At 62.4% G+C, this 14366-nt stretch carries 19 protein-coding genes, 2 tRNA genes and 2 pseudogenes; 4 read left to right on the forward strand and 19 right to left on the reverse strand.

Annotation, left to right across the window (positions count from 1 at the left end; translation table 11 throughout):
* Position 1: 1 nt before the first annotated feature.
* Positions 2–1042: a tRNA preQ1(34) S-adenosylmethionine ribosyltransferase-isomerase QueA gene (gene queA / locus AC54T3_RS01900; protein WP_496621854.1), complete on the reverse strand. Its 1041-nt coding sequence runs from the start codon at positions 1040–1042 to the stop codon at positions 2–4.
* A 71-nt stretch (positions 1043–1113) separates the two neighbouring features.
* Between queA and AC54T3_RS01905 the strand changes: the two genes are divergently transcribed.
* From AC54T3_RS01905 to AC54T3_RS01915, 3 genes are all read left to right on the forward strand, one after another.
* Positions 1114–1200: transfer RNA gene (locus AC54T3_RS01905), tRNA-Leu, on the forward strand.
* A gap of 19 nt (positions 1201–1219) precedes the next feature.
* Positions 1220–2422: an exo-beta-N-acetylmuramidase NamZ family protein gene (locus tag AC54T3_RS01910; protein WP_496621856.1), complete on the forward strand. Its 1203-nt coding sequence runs from the start codon at positions 1220–1222 to the stop codon at positions 2420–2422.
* Positions 2423–2552: 130 nt separating this feature from the next.
* Positions 2553–2628, forward strand: a tRNA-Phe gene (locus AC54T3_RS01915).
* 193 nt (positions 2629–2821) lie between these two features.
* On the opposite strand, the gene AC54T3_RS01920 is transcribed toward AC54T3_RS01915, so the two are convergent.
* The 15 genes and pseudogenes from AC54T3_RS01920 to AC54T3_RS01990 form a co-directional block, all read right to left on the reverse strand.
* Positions 2822–4165 (reverse strand): HlyD family type I secretion periplasmic adaptor subunit, encoded by a 1344-nt coding sequence (locus AC54T3_RS01920; protein ID WP_496621858.1) that lies wholly within the window; start codon positions 4163–4165, stop codon positions 2822–2824.
* A gap of 79 nt (positions 4166–4244) precedes the next feature.
* Positions 4245–6020 (reverse strand): type I secretion system permease/ATPase, encoded by a 1776-nt coding sequence (locus AC54T3_RS01925; protein ID WP_496621860.1) that lies wholly within the window; start codon positions 6018–6020, stop codon positions 4245–4247.
* Between the two features lie 86 nt (positions 6021–6106).
* Positions 6107–6880: a SapC family protein gene (locus AC54T3_RS01930; protein WP_496621862.1), complete on the reverse strand. Its 774-nt coding sequence runs from the start codon at positions 6878–6880 to the stop codon at positions 6107–6109.
* A 41-nt stretch (positions 6881–6921) separates the two neighbouring features.
* The gene (locus tag AC54T3_RS01935; protein WP_496621863.1) at positions 6922–7053 is read right to left on the reverse strand and encodes a hypothetical protein; all 132 of its coding nucleotides are present in this window, start codon (positions 7051–7053) and stop codon (positions 6922–6924) included.
* 53 nt (positions 7054–7106) lie between these two features.
* Entirely contained in the window at positions 7107–7319 is a 213-nt protein-coding gene (locus AC54T3_RS01940; RefSeq protein WP_496621864.1) for a hypothetical protein, read from the reverse strand.
* A gap of 61 nt (positions 7320–7380) precedes the next feature.
* Positions 7381–7581 carry a hypothetical protein gene (locus AC54T3_RS01945; RefSeq protein WP_496621865.1) on the reverse strand — a complete coding sequence of 67 codons (201 nt, stop codon included), beginning with the start codon at positions 7579–7581 and terminating at the stop codon, positions 7381–7383.
* Between the two features lie 16 nt (positions 7582–7597).
* Positions 7598–8065: a hypothetical protein gene (locus AC54T3_RS01950; protein ID WP_496621866.1), complete on the reverse strand. Its 468-nt coding sequence runs from the start codon at positions 8063–8065 to the stop codon at positions 7598–7600.
* Positions 8066–8159: 94 nt separating this feature from the next.
* The gene (locus AC54T3_RS01955; protein WP_496621868.1) at positions 8160–8558 is read right to left on the reverse strand and encodes a hypothetical protein; all 399 of its coding nucleotides are present in this window, start codon (positions 8556–8558) and stop codon (positions 8160–8162) included.
* A 266-nt stretch (positions 8559–8824) separates the two neighbouring features.
* A complete protein-coding gene (locus tag AC54T3_RS01960; protein WP_496621869.1) occupies positions 8825–9337 on the reverse strand; it encodes an RpnC/YadD family protein in 513 nt (170 codons plus the stop codon).
* A 347-nt stretch (positions 9338–9684) separates the two neighbouring features.
* The gene (locus AC54T3_RS01965) at positions 9685–10323 is read right to left on the reverse strand and encodes a DUF3782 domain-containing protein (protein WP_496621871.1); all 639 of its coding nucleotides are present in this window, start codon (positions 10321–10323) and stop codon (positions 9685–9687) included.
* Between the two features lie 16 nt (positions 10324–10339).
* Positions 10340–10516, reverse strand: coding sequence for a hypothetical protein (locus AC54T3_RS01970; RefSeq protein WP_496621872.1), 177 nt, complete (start codon positions 10514–10516; stop codon positions 10340–10342).
* 129 nt (positions 10517–10645) lie between these two features.
* Positions 10646–10849, reverse strand: a pseudogene (locus tag AC54T3_RS01975) (hypothetical protein); the annotation flags it as partial.
* A complete protein-coding gene (locus tag AC54T3_RS01980) occupies positions 10840–11151 on the reverse strand; it encodes a DUF4351 domain-containing protein (RefSeq protein ID WP_496621873.1) in 312 nt (103 codons plus the stop codon). The pseudogene AC54T3_RS01975 and the gene AC54T3_RS01980, both read right to left, overlap by 10 nt.
* An 18-nt stretch (positions 11152–11169) precedes the next feature.
* A complete protein-coding gene (locus AC54T3_RS01985; protein ID WP_496621875.1) occupies positions 11170–11823 on the reverse strand; it encodes an RpnC/YadD family protein in 654 nt (217 codons plus the stop codon).
* Between the two features lie 100 nt (positions 11824–11923).
* A complete protein-coding gene (locus AC54T3_RS01990) occupies positions 11924–12421 on the reverse strand; it encodes a DUF3782 domain-containing protein (RefSeq protein ID WP_496621877.1) in 498 nt (165 codons plus the stop codon).
* A 359-nt stretch (positions 12422–12780) separates the two neighbouring features.
* Here AC54T3_RS01990 and AC54T3_RS01995 point away from each other — a divergent pair, with 359 nt between their 5' ends.
* On the forward strand, positions 12781–13032 hold the full coding sequence (locus tag AC54T3_RS01995; RefSeq protein WP_496621879.1) for a type II toxin-antitoxin system prevent-host-death family antitoxin: 252 nt from the start codon (positions 12781–12783) through the stop codon (positions 13030–13032).
* A 210-nt stretch (positions 13033–13242) separates the two neighbouring features.
* Here AC54T3_RS01995 and AC54T3_RS02000 read toward each other — a convergent pair whose 3' ends face one another.
* The 3 genes and pseudogenes from AC54T3_RS02000 to AC54T3_RS02010 form a co-directional block, all read right to left on the reverse strand.
* Positions 13243–13476 (reverse strand): hypothetical protein, encoded by a 234-nt coding sequence (locus AC54T3_RS02000; protein WP_496621880.1) that lies wholly within the window; start codon positions 13474–13476, stop codon positions 13243–13245.
* Positions 13477–13506: 30 nt separating this feature from the next.
* Entirely contained in the window at positions 13507–14025 is a 519-nt protein-coding gene (locus AC54T3_RS02005) for a hypothetical protein (protein WP_496621881.1), read from the reverse strand.
* Positions 14026–14166: 141 nt separating this feature from the next.
* Positions 14167–14366 (reverse strand): annotated as a pseudogene (locus tag AC54T3_RS02010) (hypothetical protein); the annotation flags it as partial.

Consider the following 14366-nt stretch of genomic DNA (forward strand, 5'->3'; position numbering starts at 1 on the left):
GTCATTGCCGCGTCAAGAACATCGCATCGCCGTAGCTGAAGAAGCGATAACGCTGGGCGACCGCATGACGGTAAGCGGCCATGATCGCCTCGTGACCAGCGAAGGCAGAGACCAGCATCAACAGCGTCGAGCCCGACAGATGGAAGTTGGTGATCATCGCGTCGACCACTTGGAATGCATAGGGTGGGCGAATGAACAGCCGGCTCTCGCCGCGATAAGGCGCTAGAACCGATGCCGCACCGGCCGTGGTCGCCGCCGCCGCCGTCTCGAGACTGCGCACCGTCGTGGTCCCAACGGCGATGATGCGCCCGCCGGCGGCGTGTGTCGCCTCGATCTGCGCGACCGCTGTCTCGCTCACCTCCAGCCATTCGGCGTGCATGCGGTGCTGATCCAGATCCTCCTCGCGCACCGGCTGGAAGGTGCCGGCGCCGACATGCAGGGTGACGCGGGCGGTTGCGATGCCGGCCCGCGCGAGCTGCTCGAGCATCGCCGCATCGAAGTGCAAGCCTGCCGTCGGCGCGGCAACTGCACCCTCCCGCTCGGCATAGACGGTCTGATAACGCTCGCTGTCGGCGGCATCATCGGCGCGTCGGATATAGGGCGGCAGCGGCATGTGGCCATGGCGCCGCATCAGCTCCGGCAGCGTTGTATCCAGCGCCCGCAGCCGAAACAGCCCCTCCTCGCGCGCCACCATGAGTAGCCGCTCGCCGTCGGCCAAGCGCAGTTCGCTGCCCGCTGTCGGCGTCTTGCTGGCACGTACATGGGCGAGCGCCTCGTGCGCGTCAAGCATGCGCTCGATCAGCACCTCGACGCGGCCGCCGGTCGATTTGTGCGCGAGCAGCCGGGCCGGGATCACCCGGGTATCGTTGAAGACCAGCAGATCGCCGGGACGCAGTAGACTCGGCAGATCCTGAAAGCCGAGGTCGTCGCGGCGGCCACTTGAGCCATCGAGTGCGAGCAGGCGGCTCGCGCCGCGCTCGCTCAGGGGACGCTGGGCGATCAGCTCGTCCGGCAGGTCAAAATGGAAATCGGAGCGGCGCATGAATCCGTGCAAGAACCTTAAGAGATGACTGTACCGTTTTGGCACGCTGAGGCTATAATTATAGGTTAGCTGCCGGGGTGGCGGAATTGGTAGACGCAGTGGACTCAAAATCCACCGGTGGTAACACCTTACGAGTTCGAGTCTCGTCCCCGGTACCAACCTGTTCAGTGACGACGCATGCGCCTAGGCATCGACCGCCTCCTCGCCGACGGCCACCTCCGGCGACCTCTCGCCGGGCGGCGCGTCGCCCTGCTCGGCCATCCCGCCTCGGTCAACCATGTGGGGCGCCAGAGTCTCGATGCGCTGATGTCGCTCAGCGGCCTGCGGATCACCGCCGCCTTCGGCCCCCAGCACGGGATGCGCGGCGACAAGCAGGACAACATGATCGAGTCCGACGATTATGTCGACCCGATCCACCAGATCCCGGTGTTCAGCCTCTACGGCCCGGTGCGTTACCCCACTGACGCCATGCTCGACCAGTTTGATACCCTGCTGGTCGATCTGCAGGACACCGGCACCCGCATCTACACCTATGTGACCACCCTCGCCTATGTGCTCGATGCCTGCGCCAAGCGCGGCAAGGCGGTCTGGATCCTCGACCGCCCCAACCCCATCGGCCGCCCGGTCGAGGGCAGCCTGCTCGAGGACGATTGGCAGAGCTTCGTCGGCGTCGCGCCGCTGCCGATGCGCCATGGGCTCAGCTTCGGCGAGCTGGCGCGCTGGTTGATTGCCCACCAGGGGCTCGATCTCGAGTGCGAGGTGATCGCGATGGAAGGCTACGACCCCAACAGCGCCCCCGGCTGGGGCTGGCCGCGCGACGAGCTGGCCTGGGTCAACCCGAGCCCGAATGCCTCGAGCCTCAACATGGCGCGCTGTTTCCCCGGCACCGTGCTGATCGAAGGCACCAGGCTCTCCGAGGGGCGCGGCACGACCACGCCGCTGGAAGTCATCGGCGCGCCCGATCTCGATATCTGTCGGCTGATGCGGCGCATGGAGAGCCTCGCCTCGGACTGGATGCAAGGCGCGCTGATCCGCTGCTGCGGCTTCGAGCCCTGTTTCCACAAGCATCAGGGTCAGCTCTGCCATGGACTCCAGATCCATACCGACAGCGTCCACTACAACCACCAGCAGTTCCGTCCGTACCGGCTAGTCGCGCTCTTTCTCAAGGCCCTCCGCACCGAGTACCCGGATTACCCGCTCTGGCGCGACTTCCCCTACGAATACGAGACCGAGCGCCTCGCCATCGACCTGCTAAGCGGCGGCACCGCGTTGCGCGAGTGGGTCGACGACGCGACGACCGAGCCGGCTGACCTTGACGAACCGCTGGTCCGCGATGAGCAGCGCTGGCTCGAAGAACGCGCCCCGTTCTTGCTGTATTGAGAACGCCCGGGGACTGGCTATCTATCCCATGACGTCTGGGCCTTTGCTCTGCGGTATACGGCCATCAGCTTGCAAGACGGCAAGCGAGGTCTTGACACTCCCCTCTCAAAAGGGTCTAATAAGGGGCTTCGCCCAGGTAGCTCAGTCGGTAGAGCAGGGGACTGAAAATCCCCGTGTCGGCAGTTCGATTCTGTCCCTGGGCACCATCTTTGGCGCCCTTATCGTTACCTCAAGATGACCATGTCCGGTGTGATCTTCTCTACCTGCACGGCATCTCGCATCGCGTGGGCCGGCTGAAACTCCTCTCTCGCGTCGTCCTGCTATTCATCCACTGAATAGACGCACTCGCCTCCCGTTAGGCATAGGATCGATCGCCAGCCCCAGCCTAATTTTCACGGCCTAATCCTCGCGAAAAGCAACACTGATCCGATCGCTGATCGGGCGAATCAGATACTCGAAGAAGGTCCGCTCGCCGGTCTTGATCATCACCGTCGCTGGCATGCCGGGCAGCAGGGTCTTATCCTCAAGCTGTTCAAGCGACTCGGGCGGCACCCGCACGCGGGCGAGGAAATAATCCTGATCGGTTTTCTGATCGGTCATGCGATCGGCGGACACGGTCAGCACCTGCCCGAGCACGGTTGGCGTGGTGCTGGCATTGAAGGCAGTGAAGCGGATATCGGCCTCGAGGCCGGGAAAGACCTGGTCGATATCCGTCGGCGATACGCGGGCCTCGATCAGCAACGGCTCGTCGGCTGGGATCAGGTCAAGCACCTTATCGCCGGGGCGTAAGACGCCGCCGACGGTGTGCGTCTGCAGATCGACCACGGCCCCGCTCGCAGGCGAGCGCACCTCGGTGCGCTCGAGCCGCGCGGAGAGCGCGCGCAGGCGCTCCTCGCGGTCGCTGAGTTCGGTCTCGACCTCGCGCAACTGCTCCACCACCTCGCTGACGAAGCGGCGCTTGATCTGCGCGATCTCGAGTTCGGTCTCGCCGATCTGCACGCGGGTCGAGGCGATGGTCGAACGGCGTTCGGCCTGCTCGCCGAGCAGCTCGGCCTGTTGACGTTCGGCCTCGCGTAGCCGGCTCTTGTCGCCGAGCTGGCGATCGAACAGGCTGGTCAGCGCGTCGATCTCTTCCTGATAGAGCTTGGCGCGGCGCTCGTTGGCCTTGAGCACATCCTCGACCCCGGCGATGCGCTCACGCAACTGCTCGATGCGCTGCTCGAGAACGCTGATCTCGCCCTCGCGCGCCTGGCGCCGGGCCTCGAACACGCGTTTCTGGCCGGCTTGCGCCATCAGTAAGCGCGGATCATCGAGTTCGATCCCGCCAAACAGCCGCACCGGGAACGTCGGCTGCTCCAGCCCGTCACGCTCGGCGACCAGGCGCGCCTCCTCGGCCGCCAGGGCGATGAGCTGGCCGCGCTCCATCTCGAGCTGCGCGCGCGTCTCGCGATCGTCGAGGCGGACCAGCAACTGATCAGCCTCGACCTTATCGCCTTCGCGCACGAGGATTTCAGCGACGATACCGCCGTCGAGATGTTGCACGGTCTTGCGCGCGCCCTCCACGGTGACTACGCCTGGGGCCACGGCGGCGCTACTGATGGGAGCGAGCGCGGCCCAGATCAGGAAGCCGCCAAGCCCGATCAACAGGATGAGCAGGCCGAGCAGGCGCGCGCCCCGGTCGGTGGTGGGCACGGTTTGCGTTTGCGGCTCGGTGACGCGGGTCGAAGGGACGGTGATCTCCAAGGTGACTCATTCTCCCAAGAAGGGCGTTGTAAAGGGGATGGCGATAAGGGCGCGCGAACGACGCGCGTTCAAAGAGCGGTCAGGCGGAGGGGGTCTTCGCCGAGGAGGTGACCGCTGGGGGCGCGCTGCCGCCCCCACGCAGGGCATTCACGGGCGCTTGGCGCGGCACCGACTTTGGCCGCGCGAACTGCGCGAGCACCTCGTCGCGCCCGCCGAAGGCCTTGACCGTGCCCTCGCTGATGACCATCACCTTCTCGACCGCGTGTAGAACATTGGGGCGATGGGTGATCAGCAGCAGGGTGCTGCCCGCCTTTTTCAGCGCCGTGATCGCGCTCACCAGGGCCGCCTCGCCCTGATCATCCAGATTCGAGTTGGGCTCGTCGAGCACCACCAGCACCGGCTGACCATAGAGCGCGCGGGCGAGCCCGACGCGCTGGCGCTGCCCAGCCGAGAGTACCATGCCGCCGGCGCCGATCTGGGTGTCGTAGCCCTCCGGCAACTGCAGGATCATCTCGTGTACGCCGGCGCGTTGTGCGGCGTTGACCACCGCACTTGGATCGACCTGCCCGAAACGGGCGATGTTCTCGTTCACCGAGCCCTCGACCAGTTCGACATCCTGTGGCAGATAGCCGATATAGGGGCCGAGCGCCTCGCGGTTCCAGGTCGAGATATCGGCGCCATCGAGGCGCACATAGCCGCCCATGGTTGGCCAGACGCCAAGGATGACGCGCGCCAGGGTCGATTTGCCGGCCGCGCTCGGGCCGATGATGCCGACGCTCTCGCCGGGGTTGATCTCCAGGCTGATGCGTCGCAGCACAGGTACGCGCACTTGCGGCGGGGCGGCGATGACCTCTTCGAGGGTGACGCGCCCGCTCGGTGCCGGCAGGCTCATGCCGAAGGTCCGCTCCGGGACATCATTGAGCAACGCGCGCAGACGCTCGTAAGCACTGCGTGCGCTGAGGAAGCCGCGCCAGGAACCGATCAGCATATCCAGCGGCGCGAGCGCGCGGCCCATGAGGATTGAGCCGGCGATCATCATACCGGGGGTGATGATGTTCTGGATCGCCAGATAGGCGCCGACGCCGAGGATCAGCGACTGCAGCATGATGCGCAGCGCCTTACTGCTGTTGGTCAGCGTGCCGGCGCGGTCACTGGCTTGGCTCTGCAGCTGCAAGACCTCGGAATGGCGGCTCAGCCAACGCCGATGCACGTTGCCGAGCATACCCATGGCCTCGATGGCCTCGCCGTTGCGCAGATTGCCCTCGATGAAGTTGGAATTGGCCACCGCCATGCGGTTGGCCTCGCCGAGCGGGCGCTGCGTGCTCAACTCATTGGCCACGGCGAGCCCAATCAAGATCACCGCGCCGCCGACGGCAACCCAGCCGATAAGCGGATGCAGCAGGAACAGCACCGCCATGTAGACCGGCACCCAGGGCACATCGAAAAAGGCGAACAGCCCGCGGCCGGTGAGGAATTGGCGCAACGTGGTCAGATCGTTAATCGGCTGCGCGCCGGTGCGCCGGCCCTGGCGCACGCCGGACTCGAACATCGCCGCGAACAGGCGCTCGTTCATGTGCATATCGAGCCGGCTGCTGACGCGCACCAGGATGCGCGAGCGCACCATCTCGAGCGCGCCCATGATGGCGTAGAGGCCGACCACCAGTAGGGTCAGCATCAGCAGGGTCTCGACACTGCTGCTGGCGAGCACGCGGTCGTAGACCTGGAGCATGTAGAGCGCCGGCACCAGCATGAGCAGGTTGATGAACATGCTGAAGAGGCCGGCATACAGAAACGAGCCGCGGCTGGCCCTGAGCGCGGCTTTGAGTTCGTCCTGAGGTTTAATGGGGGTACGCACGGCGTTCTCGTCCCGATCGCTTTGGGTAATCCCCTAGTTTACGACACCAAGGCCCAGCCCGCATAGGCGGTGAGGCTGGCGGCTCCTCATTGATTGAAGTCAAATTGCAGATCCGACTGCCCGCCAAAGAAGTCACCAAGATCCTCGCGCGGGGCTTGGTGCTCAAGCTGGCGCGCGCGCGTTTGCAGCGCCGGCAGCTGATGAGTGCTGATCATCTGCGCATAGGCCAGCGCCAGGGCACCTTGGCGGTGCAGCTCGGCCAGGGTCTCGGCGCCGAGCTTGGCCAGCGCGGTCTCGTCGACCCGTTGTAGCCCGCGCAGGGGCTGACCCTGCTCGTCCTCGATCTTCCAAGGAATGAGCAGGCCCGCCGTCTCCAGGGCTGCCACTGCCTGCTCGGTGCGTGCCAGGTGCTGCGCGAGCTGGCCGAGGAACTGGAAGATCTCCTCCACCGCCGGGCTCATGCGCTCGCCGTCGAGGAACGCCTGATCCCCGTCCGGCCCCACCCAGGGGCTGTCGACATCCACGCAGAGCACGCGCTGATGCGCCTCGCCTTTCTCCGGCGGCGGCGGCAGCAGCCGGAACGGATGAGCGCGCAGCAAGGCCGGCGTGTAGCCCGCCAACCAGGCCTGGCGCGCGTCCAGGCAATGATTGACCCCCTCGCGCAGGCCGCTCAGCGCGCACAGCAAGCGCTGGCCCTGGGCATCGCGCGCGAAGGCCAGCGGCAGATGCGCGGCGGCAGCGCTCACCTCCGGCGCCGCGACCGGCGTGAGATGTACGCCGAGCGTATGCCGATAATCGCGAAAGCGTTGCCACCGCAGTTCGCCGAAACGCTGAGGACTGAGAGGGAGATAACGGCTCATGAAGGGCCTCCGGTGAGCAGAGAGATGTGCTGTGGCAAATTCTAGAGATAACGCATCGCGCCGATGACCACCATCACGCCCGTCGCGATAAACCCGACAAGCCATAAGAAGTGTGTGAGCCACTCGCCAAGGTGGCGCTTGATGAAGGCGATGTCTTCCTCAGCCAAGGCCATGGCAGGGTCTCCTCATCGATTGCTCAGGGAATTCGGAAAGCGCTAAAAACAGCCTAGCACATGGCCCTGGCATCCGAGTGACGGGCTTTGCCGAGCGCCTTGAACACCTCATCGAGAGAGCGGGTGTAGTGGTCGCTGTGGTTCTCGAGCGTCGAGAAGTCCATCAGCGCGGCGATCTCCGCTGGGGCGAAACCCTCGATGAGCTGTTGGACGAACTCGGGATGGCTGAACAGCGCCTTGTAGCCCGTGTCGTGATGCTTGGCCATCGGTGCGGTGGGTTGGCAGAGCCGCCTCGGGGCGGTGCTGGCTCAGTGCTGACCCCAAGCCTCAGTGGAAAATCGTCTCCGGCGTCTCGGCGCTGAGGATGCGTTTCGACCACTGCAGCAGTTGCTCAGGCTCGGCGGCGGTGATGCGCTTGCGGTAGGCGTCAACGCTGTCTGGACCGAATTTCTCTTGTAGCAGAACCAGCAGGATGAGGGCTTCGCCCTGCTGAATCCCCGCTTGTTCGACGGTCGTCACATACGGCATACGCTGTTGCTCCTCATTAGGCATAGAGTGTTTGGCGGAAGTCAACGCGGCAGTCCCAGAGTGCTGTGCCGTACTGCTGCGGGCGAAAGCGCTGACCCGTATCGGCGAGCACCGCGAGGCTCGCCACCGGCACCTGATAGCGGTCGCGGATCTTGTAGTGATAGGTGTACATGCGCTCGGCAAAGGCGGTTTCGGGCTCGCCTTGGACTTCGACGTGGATCAGCACCCAGACGGCGGTGCTATCGCGCAGCGTGACACCGACCAGCTTGTCGGCATAACGCCGCGTGGTCTTGGCCTCGCGCACCAGCTGCTGGAATTCCTTGTCGAGGAATTGCACCCCTTTGGACCAGTCGATCTCGGCATGCACGGCTGGGAACAGCAGCGCCAGGAACTCCGGGAAGAAGCGCTCCAAGGCTTTCTTCCAAGGGCTGTCATCGTCGCGCTTGGGTGACGCCTGATCGGTACTGTGGCTGTCGGCTGGCATGCGGGGAGTGTAGCGGATTCACCTGGGCAATCTGCCCGTCGTTGAGGGTGGAGCCGTTGGCGCCAGACCTGATGGGCTGGCTCGAAGGCGCGGTTTAGAGAAACCGAATCGCCGTAATGCTCAGTCCCGCCATCGTGGCGATGAAGGCGATCAGCCACAGAAAATGGGTGTCGTGACGCTTGAGCATCTCATCGAAACGCTTGTCCATGTCGGTTTTCATGAGATCCAGGCGCTTGTCGACTTGTTCAAAGCGTTTGTCAACCTGCTCAAAGCGCTTATCGACTTGCTCAAAGCGTTTTTCCACTTGCTCGAAACCTTCACGCATCAGCTCGCGTTGGTGCTTGAGTTCTTCCTCAACGCGCACCATGCGCTCGCGCAGTTCGATGTCGTAGACCACGGTGGGTTTGTCAAGGCTTTGCTCGGCGATCCAGTCGCTGATGTGGTCTTTGACGTAGTCGCCGATTTGTTGCAAGTCTTCCTGGGCCAGGGCCATGGTGGTGTCTCCATGTTGCTTGCGGGGCAAGGCGCGTTATCCTACACCGCCCGCCTCAGCCCCGCTGCGGCGATTAACGCGCTCGGCGATATCGCGCCGCTAGGGGCGTCCCAGTCGAAGTGCGGGCTGCGCGACCAGCCCTTTTAAGGTGATGCTAACCTATTGTAATCTATAGGCATCTTCTGGAAACCTCCAATGCCGCGCATCCTGCTTGTAGGCGCGCGGCAGGTGCAAGCTTAATGGCCCCTTTATCCGCTAGTGATGCCTCAGTGGAAAATCGTCTCCGGCGTCTCGGCGCTGAGGATGCGTTTCGACCACTGCAGCAGTTGCTCAGGCTCGGCGGCGGTGATGCGCTCGCGGTAGGCATTGACGCTGTCTAGGCCGAATTTCTCTTGTAGCAAAGTCAGCAGGATGAGAGCTTCGCCCTGCTGCACGCCCAGTTGGACACCCTTCTCGATCCCCGCTTGTTCGACGGTCGTCACATACGGCATACGCTGTTGCTCCTCATAGGCATAGAGTGTTTGGCGAAAGTCGGCCTCCAGCGCCTTGGGCAAGCGGACCATCCAGTCGATGAGCCGGAACAGCTCCAGAATCCGTGCCTGCTCATAGCCGCGCTCGTACATCAGCCGAATCAGGCGGAATTTCCAGCCTTTGAGCGTCTCGGCATCATCGGTGACCTTGGCGCGGATCTGCGCCATGACCACCAGGGCGAAAACGTTGTCGCTGGCTTCCAGCTCAGCCCAAGCCTCCGGCTCGGCATAGTCCAGCAGTTTGACCATCGGAAAGCGGCGGAGGTCAACGCGGCAATCCCAGAGTGCGGCGCTGAAGTGCTGGGGGCGAAAGCGGTTTCGGGTTCGCCTTGCACTTCGACATGGATCAGTACCCACACCGGCGTGCCATCGCGCCGGGTGACCCCGACCAGCTTGTCGGCGTAGCGCCGGGTCGTCTTGGCCTCGCGCACGATCCGCTGGAATTCCTTGTCGAGAAACCGTATCCCTTGCGACCAGTCGATCTCGGCGTGAATGGCTGGGAGCTGCCAGACGGATCAATCGGACAGCATCACTTGTCCGCGCGTCAGGCCTCGACTTGGGCCACACTCAAGTTGATGCGTTGATGCACGACCCGGCTACCACACCGCCGGATCGAACCCTTCAGGATTGCGCACATCGACCTGTTCGCCCGTTTGGCTCAGCACATAGAGCCCCCGCGCCGCCGCGTACTGGGCTACTTCCTCGCCGACCACCATCCCGGCCACCGCACCCATGACTCGATAGTCCTGGTAGATCGGCAAGACCCGCTTGAGCGTTGCCAGACGATTCAAATGGGCGTCGATGTGGTCCTCGATCAACTTACTTTTGCATTCGACCGCCACTAACGCCCCATCGTTAACCACCAGCAGATCGATTTCCAGCGCCACGCCGTCGCGCTTGGCGGCGACCCCAGGATAGACGACATGCACATCGAGCCCCTGTTGACGGAACAGGCGCACCACGGCAGGTGCCACCATGTGCTCGACGAACTCGCCGAGGCGATTGCCAATATCGCCTAGGTTCTTCGAGAGCTGTTTGACCAGACGGTCGGTGTCCTGAAGCCTGCGGTCAGTCTCCTGAAACTTACGGTCGGTCTCCTGAAACTTGCGGTCAGTGTCTTGTTGCGAGCGCACAAGTTGCTTGATTTGGGCATCGTTTTCCCGAAACAGATTGAGGATTTCTTCGTAGGTGACAGACATGATGACGCTCTTATGTTGACTGATGTTGCCTGGCAACAAACCAAAAAACGCCCTATGTCAGGGTCTTCGCCCCGCTGATCATCGACAGCGATGCTGAGCTGAGCAACACGCGCTGGTGCTCTGGCAGAGGATCAAACAAGTGCCGCTGAGCAGTTTTCTGGATCCCGATCCGCTCGCCTTCCTGACGCTCACGCTGTGCCCAGTGTTCCAGAACCGTTTCCTGAAACATCGCCAGACATCGTCGAGCGTTGGGTTCGCTTGGGTCATGGGTATTCCTCTGCCCGTTGACGTCTAGCCTGCCGGACAGGGTTTAGAGGAACCGAATCGCCGTGATGCTCAGTCCCGCCATCGTGGCAATGAAGGGCTTCTCGACCTGCTCGAACCCTTCGCGCATCAGCTCGTGTTGGTGCTTGAGTTCTTCTTCCACGCGCACCATGCGCTCGCGCAGTTCGATCTCGTAGACCAGCGTCGGTTTGCCGAGGCTTTGCTCGGCGATCCAGTCGCTGATGTGGTCTTTGACGTAGTCGCCGATTTGTTGCAGGTCTTCTTGGGCTAGGGCCATGGGGCTGTCTCCGGGTAGCTGAACAGTTCCTTGTAGCCCAACCAAGTGTCGAGTTGCTCAAGCTCGGCGTTTTCAATGCGCTCGCGATGCACTTGCGCCGTTTCGGGACCGAATTTCTGATCGAGCAGGCGCAGCAGTGTCCTGGCTTCGCCCTGCTGCACGCCCTGCTGCAAGCCCTGCTGCACGCCCTTATCGATCCCGGCCTGTTCAACGGTGGTCACATACGGCATGCGTTGTTGCTCCTCAAAGGTATAGAGTTGTTGACGAAAGTCCGCTTCCAGCGCCTCCGGTAGACGGACCATCCAGTCGATCAACCGGAATCACTCGAGAATCACGGCCTGCTCATAGCCACGCTCGTACATCAGCCGGATCAGACGGAATTTCCAGCCCTTGAGCTGTTCGGCGTCTTTGGTGACCTTGGCGCGGATCTGGGCCATGACCACCAGGGCGAAGACATTATCGCTGGCTTCCAACTCGGCCCAACGCTCGGGTTCCGCATAATCGAGCAGTTTGACCGTTGGGAATTGGAACTCGATCCGGCAGTCCCAGATCGCGGCGCTGTACTGTGTTGGGCGGAAGCCTCGGTCAGCATCGGCAAGGACCGCCAGGCTGGCGACCGGCACCTGGTAGGTGTCACGGATTTTATAGTGGTAGGTGTACATGCGCTCGGCGAAGGCGGTTTCAGGTTCGCCTTGCACTTCGACATGGATCAGCACCCACACCGGCGTGCCATCGCGCCGGGTGACACCGACCAGCTTGTCGGCGTAGCGCCGGGTCGTCTTGGCCTCGCGTACGATCCGCTGGAACTCTTTGTCGAGAAACTGCACGCCTTGCGACCAGTCGATCTCGGCATGGATGGTTGGGAACAGCAGGGCGAGGAACTCCGGGAAGAAGCGCTCGAGGGCCTCTTTCCAAGGGCTGTCGTCGTCGCGCTTGGGCGACGCGGTCTCGGCAGTGTGTTTGTCGGCTGGCATGCAACGAGTGTAGCGGATTCAGCATCTGAGGTGTCACGACCCGAAACCGTGGTACGTCCCCGTTTAAACCTGGAATGACCCACCTAGGGCGGCGGAGACGCTACCACACTCTGGGCTCAAAGCCTGTGGAGCTGTGGATGTCGACCTGTTCGCCATTCTGGCTCAGCACATAGAGACTCTGCGCCATCGCGTACTCGGCCACCTCCTCGCTGACCACCATCCCGGCCACCGCCCCCATGACACGATGCTGTGTGTAAAGCGGCAACACCTGTTTGAGCTTGGCCAAACGCACCAGATGGGCATCAACATGATCCTCGATGAGCTTGCTCTTGCATTCGACGGCGATCAACGCCCCATCGTTGACCACCAGCAGATCGATCTCCAGCGCCACGCCGTCGCGCTTGGCGGCAATGCCAGGATAAACGGCATGCACATCGATGCCTTGGTCGCGAAACAGGCGCACCACCGCCGGGGCGACCATGTGTTCGACGAACTCGCCGAGGCGATTACCGATATCGCCCAGGTTCTTGGAGAGTTGTTTAATCAGGCGATCGGTTTCTTGAAACCTTCGGTCGGTTTCCTGTCTTGACTCTTTCATCAGGCGCTCGGTGTCCTGCCTTGATTCTTTCATCAGGCGGTCCGTTTCCTGAAACATCCGCCAGACATCCTCAAATGTTGGGTTCGCTTGGGTCATAGAGATTCCTCTACCAATCTAGCCTGCAGGCTCACCGCAGCGAGCCTAGCACATCGCGCCGGCATCGCTGCGACACCCCGCCTCAGCCCCGCTGTGGCGAGCGACGCGCTTTGCCGAGCGCCTTGCACACCTCATCATCACGTTAACGTGGTCTGTCCCTCATATCCCGATTGCCCTGCCTGACCCGCTTGATGACCCATTTTACTTGAAAAAGCGCCAGGTTTGGCGCTATATTTATAGCCGATACGATCCAGGAGCCGACTATGGACACCATCTACGCCGATTACTCCATCAGCATGTCCGAATTCAAACGCAACCCGGCACAGGTTCTGCGCACCGCCGGTGAGAGGCCTGTGGCGGTGCTGAATCACAACCGCCCGGCCTTCTACATGATCACGCCAAAGCTCTACGAGGCCATGGTAGAAGAACTGGTCGACCGCGACCTGGTAGAACTGGTGCGTCACCGCCTGGCTGACGAAGACAATGCCATCGAGGTCGACATTGACACTATCTGACATCGATCAGAAAGCGCCTAATCGGTACCGGCTCAAGTTTGTGCCGCAAGCACTGGCCGAATGGGAGGCGCTCGATGGCAGTGTCAAGGAACCATTTCGCAAAGCGCTCAAAAAACGTCTGGAGCAGCCACACGTTCCAGGTTCAGAGTGACATGGCAACTTACAGGGCTGCTACAAGATTAAACTGCGCAAACAAGGCTGGCGTCTCGTCTATCGCGTGAAGGATGATGTACTGATCGTCATGGTGATGGCGGTGGCCATGGGAAATGCACACTCATAGCGTTGCGGATCAACATCCAACGCATAGTCGGCGACACCAATGACCCACAGCCCCATCACACCCAGCGCAGCAATCTCCGCTGGGGCGAAGCCTTCGATCAGCGGCTGGACGAACTCCGGGTGGCGGAACAGAGCCTTGTCGCCGGTGTCGTGGTGCTTGGCCATGTGTTGCAAGCCCCCGCCCGCCTCTATGCCTCAGTGGAAGATGGTCTCGGGCGTCTCGGCGCGGAGGATGCGCCTGGACCACTGCACCAGTTGCTCGGGCTCAGCCGCCGTGATGCGCTCGCGATAGGCGTCGACGACCTCAGGTCCGAATTTCTCATCCAACTGCTCGAGTAAGAGGATCGCTTCGCCCTGCTGCAAGCCCTGCTGCAAACCCTGCTGCACGCCCTTATCGATCCCGGCTTGTTCAACGGTGGTCACATACGGCATACGTTGTTGCTCCTCAAAGGTATAGAGTTGTTGACGAAAGTCCGCTTCCAGCGCTTCCGGTAGACGGACCATCCAGTCGATCAACCGGAATAATTCGAGAATGACGGCCTGCTCATAGCCGCGCTCGTACATCAGACGCATCAGGCGAAACTTCCAGCCCTTGAGCTGTTCGGCGTCTTTGGTGACCTTGGCGCGGATCTGGGCCATGACCACGAGGGCGAAGACATTATCGCTGGCTTCCAGCTCGGCCAGCCGCTTGGCGCGTGTCCCCGCCGCCCCCATGCCTCAGTGGAAGATGGTTTCGGGCGTCTCGGTTGAGGTCGGCGTAGCGTCCTTGTCCTTTAGGTCAGGGGGTACCAGGTTTGGCTTGCGCTTCGCCCGGTGGGTGGCTCGAAAATTAAATCACCCTGCCCTGCCCGATGATTAGTGATCCCGGCGGTGTTTCTTCAGCCAGGCCTCGATCGTGGCGGGATCAAGCCCCTTGAGTCGCTCTTCTGGTTCAAGCCCCTTGAGCCGCTCTTCAGGCTCAAGCCCCTTGAGTCGCTCTTCAGGCTCAAGCCCCTTGAGCCGCTCTTCAGGGTCATAGCACTGAAGCACCTCATCGGGATCGAGCTTGCGGATGG

It is taken from the genome of Halochromatium sp. NSM3, assembly GCF_059621085.1.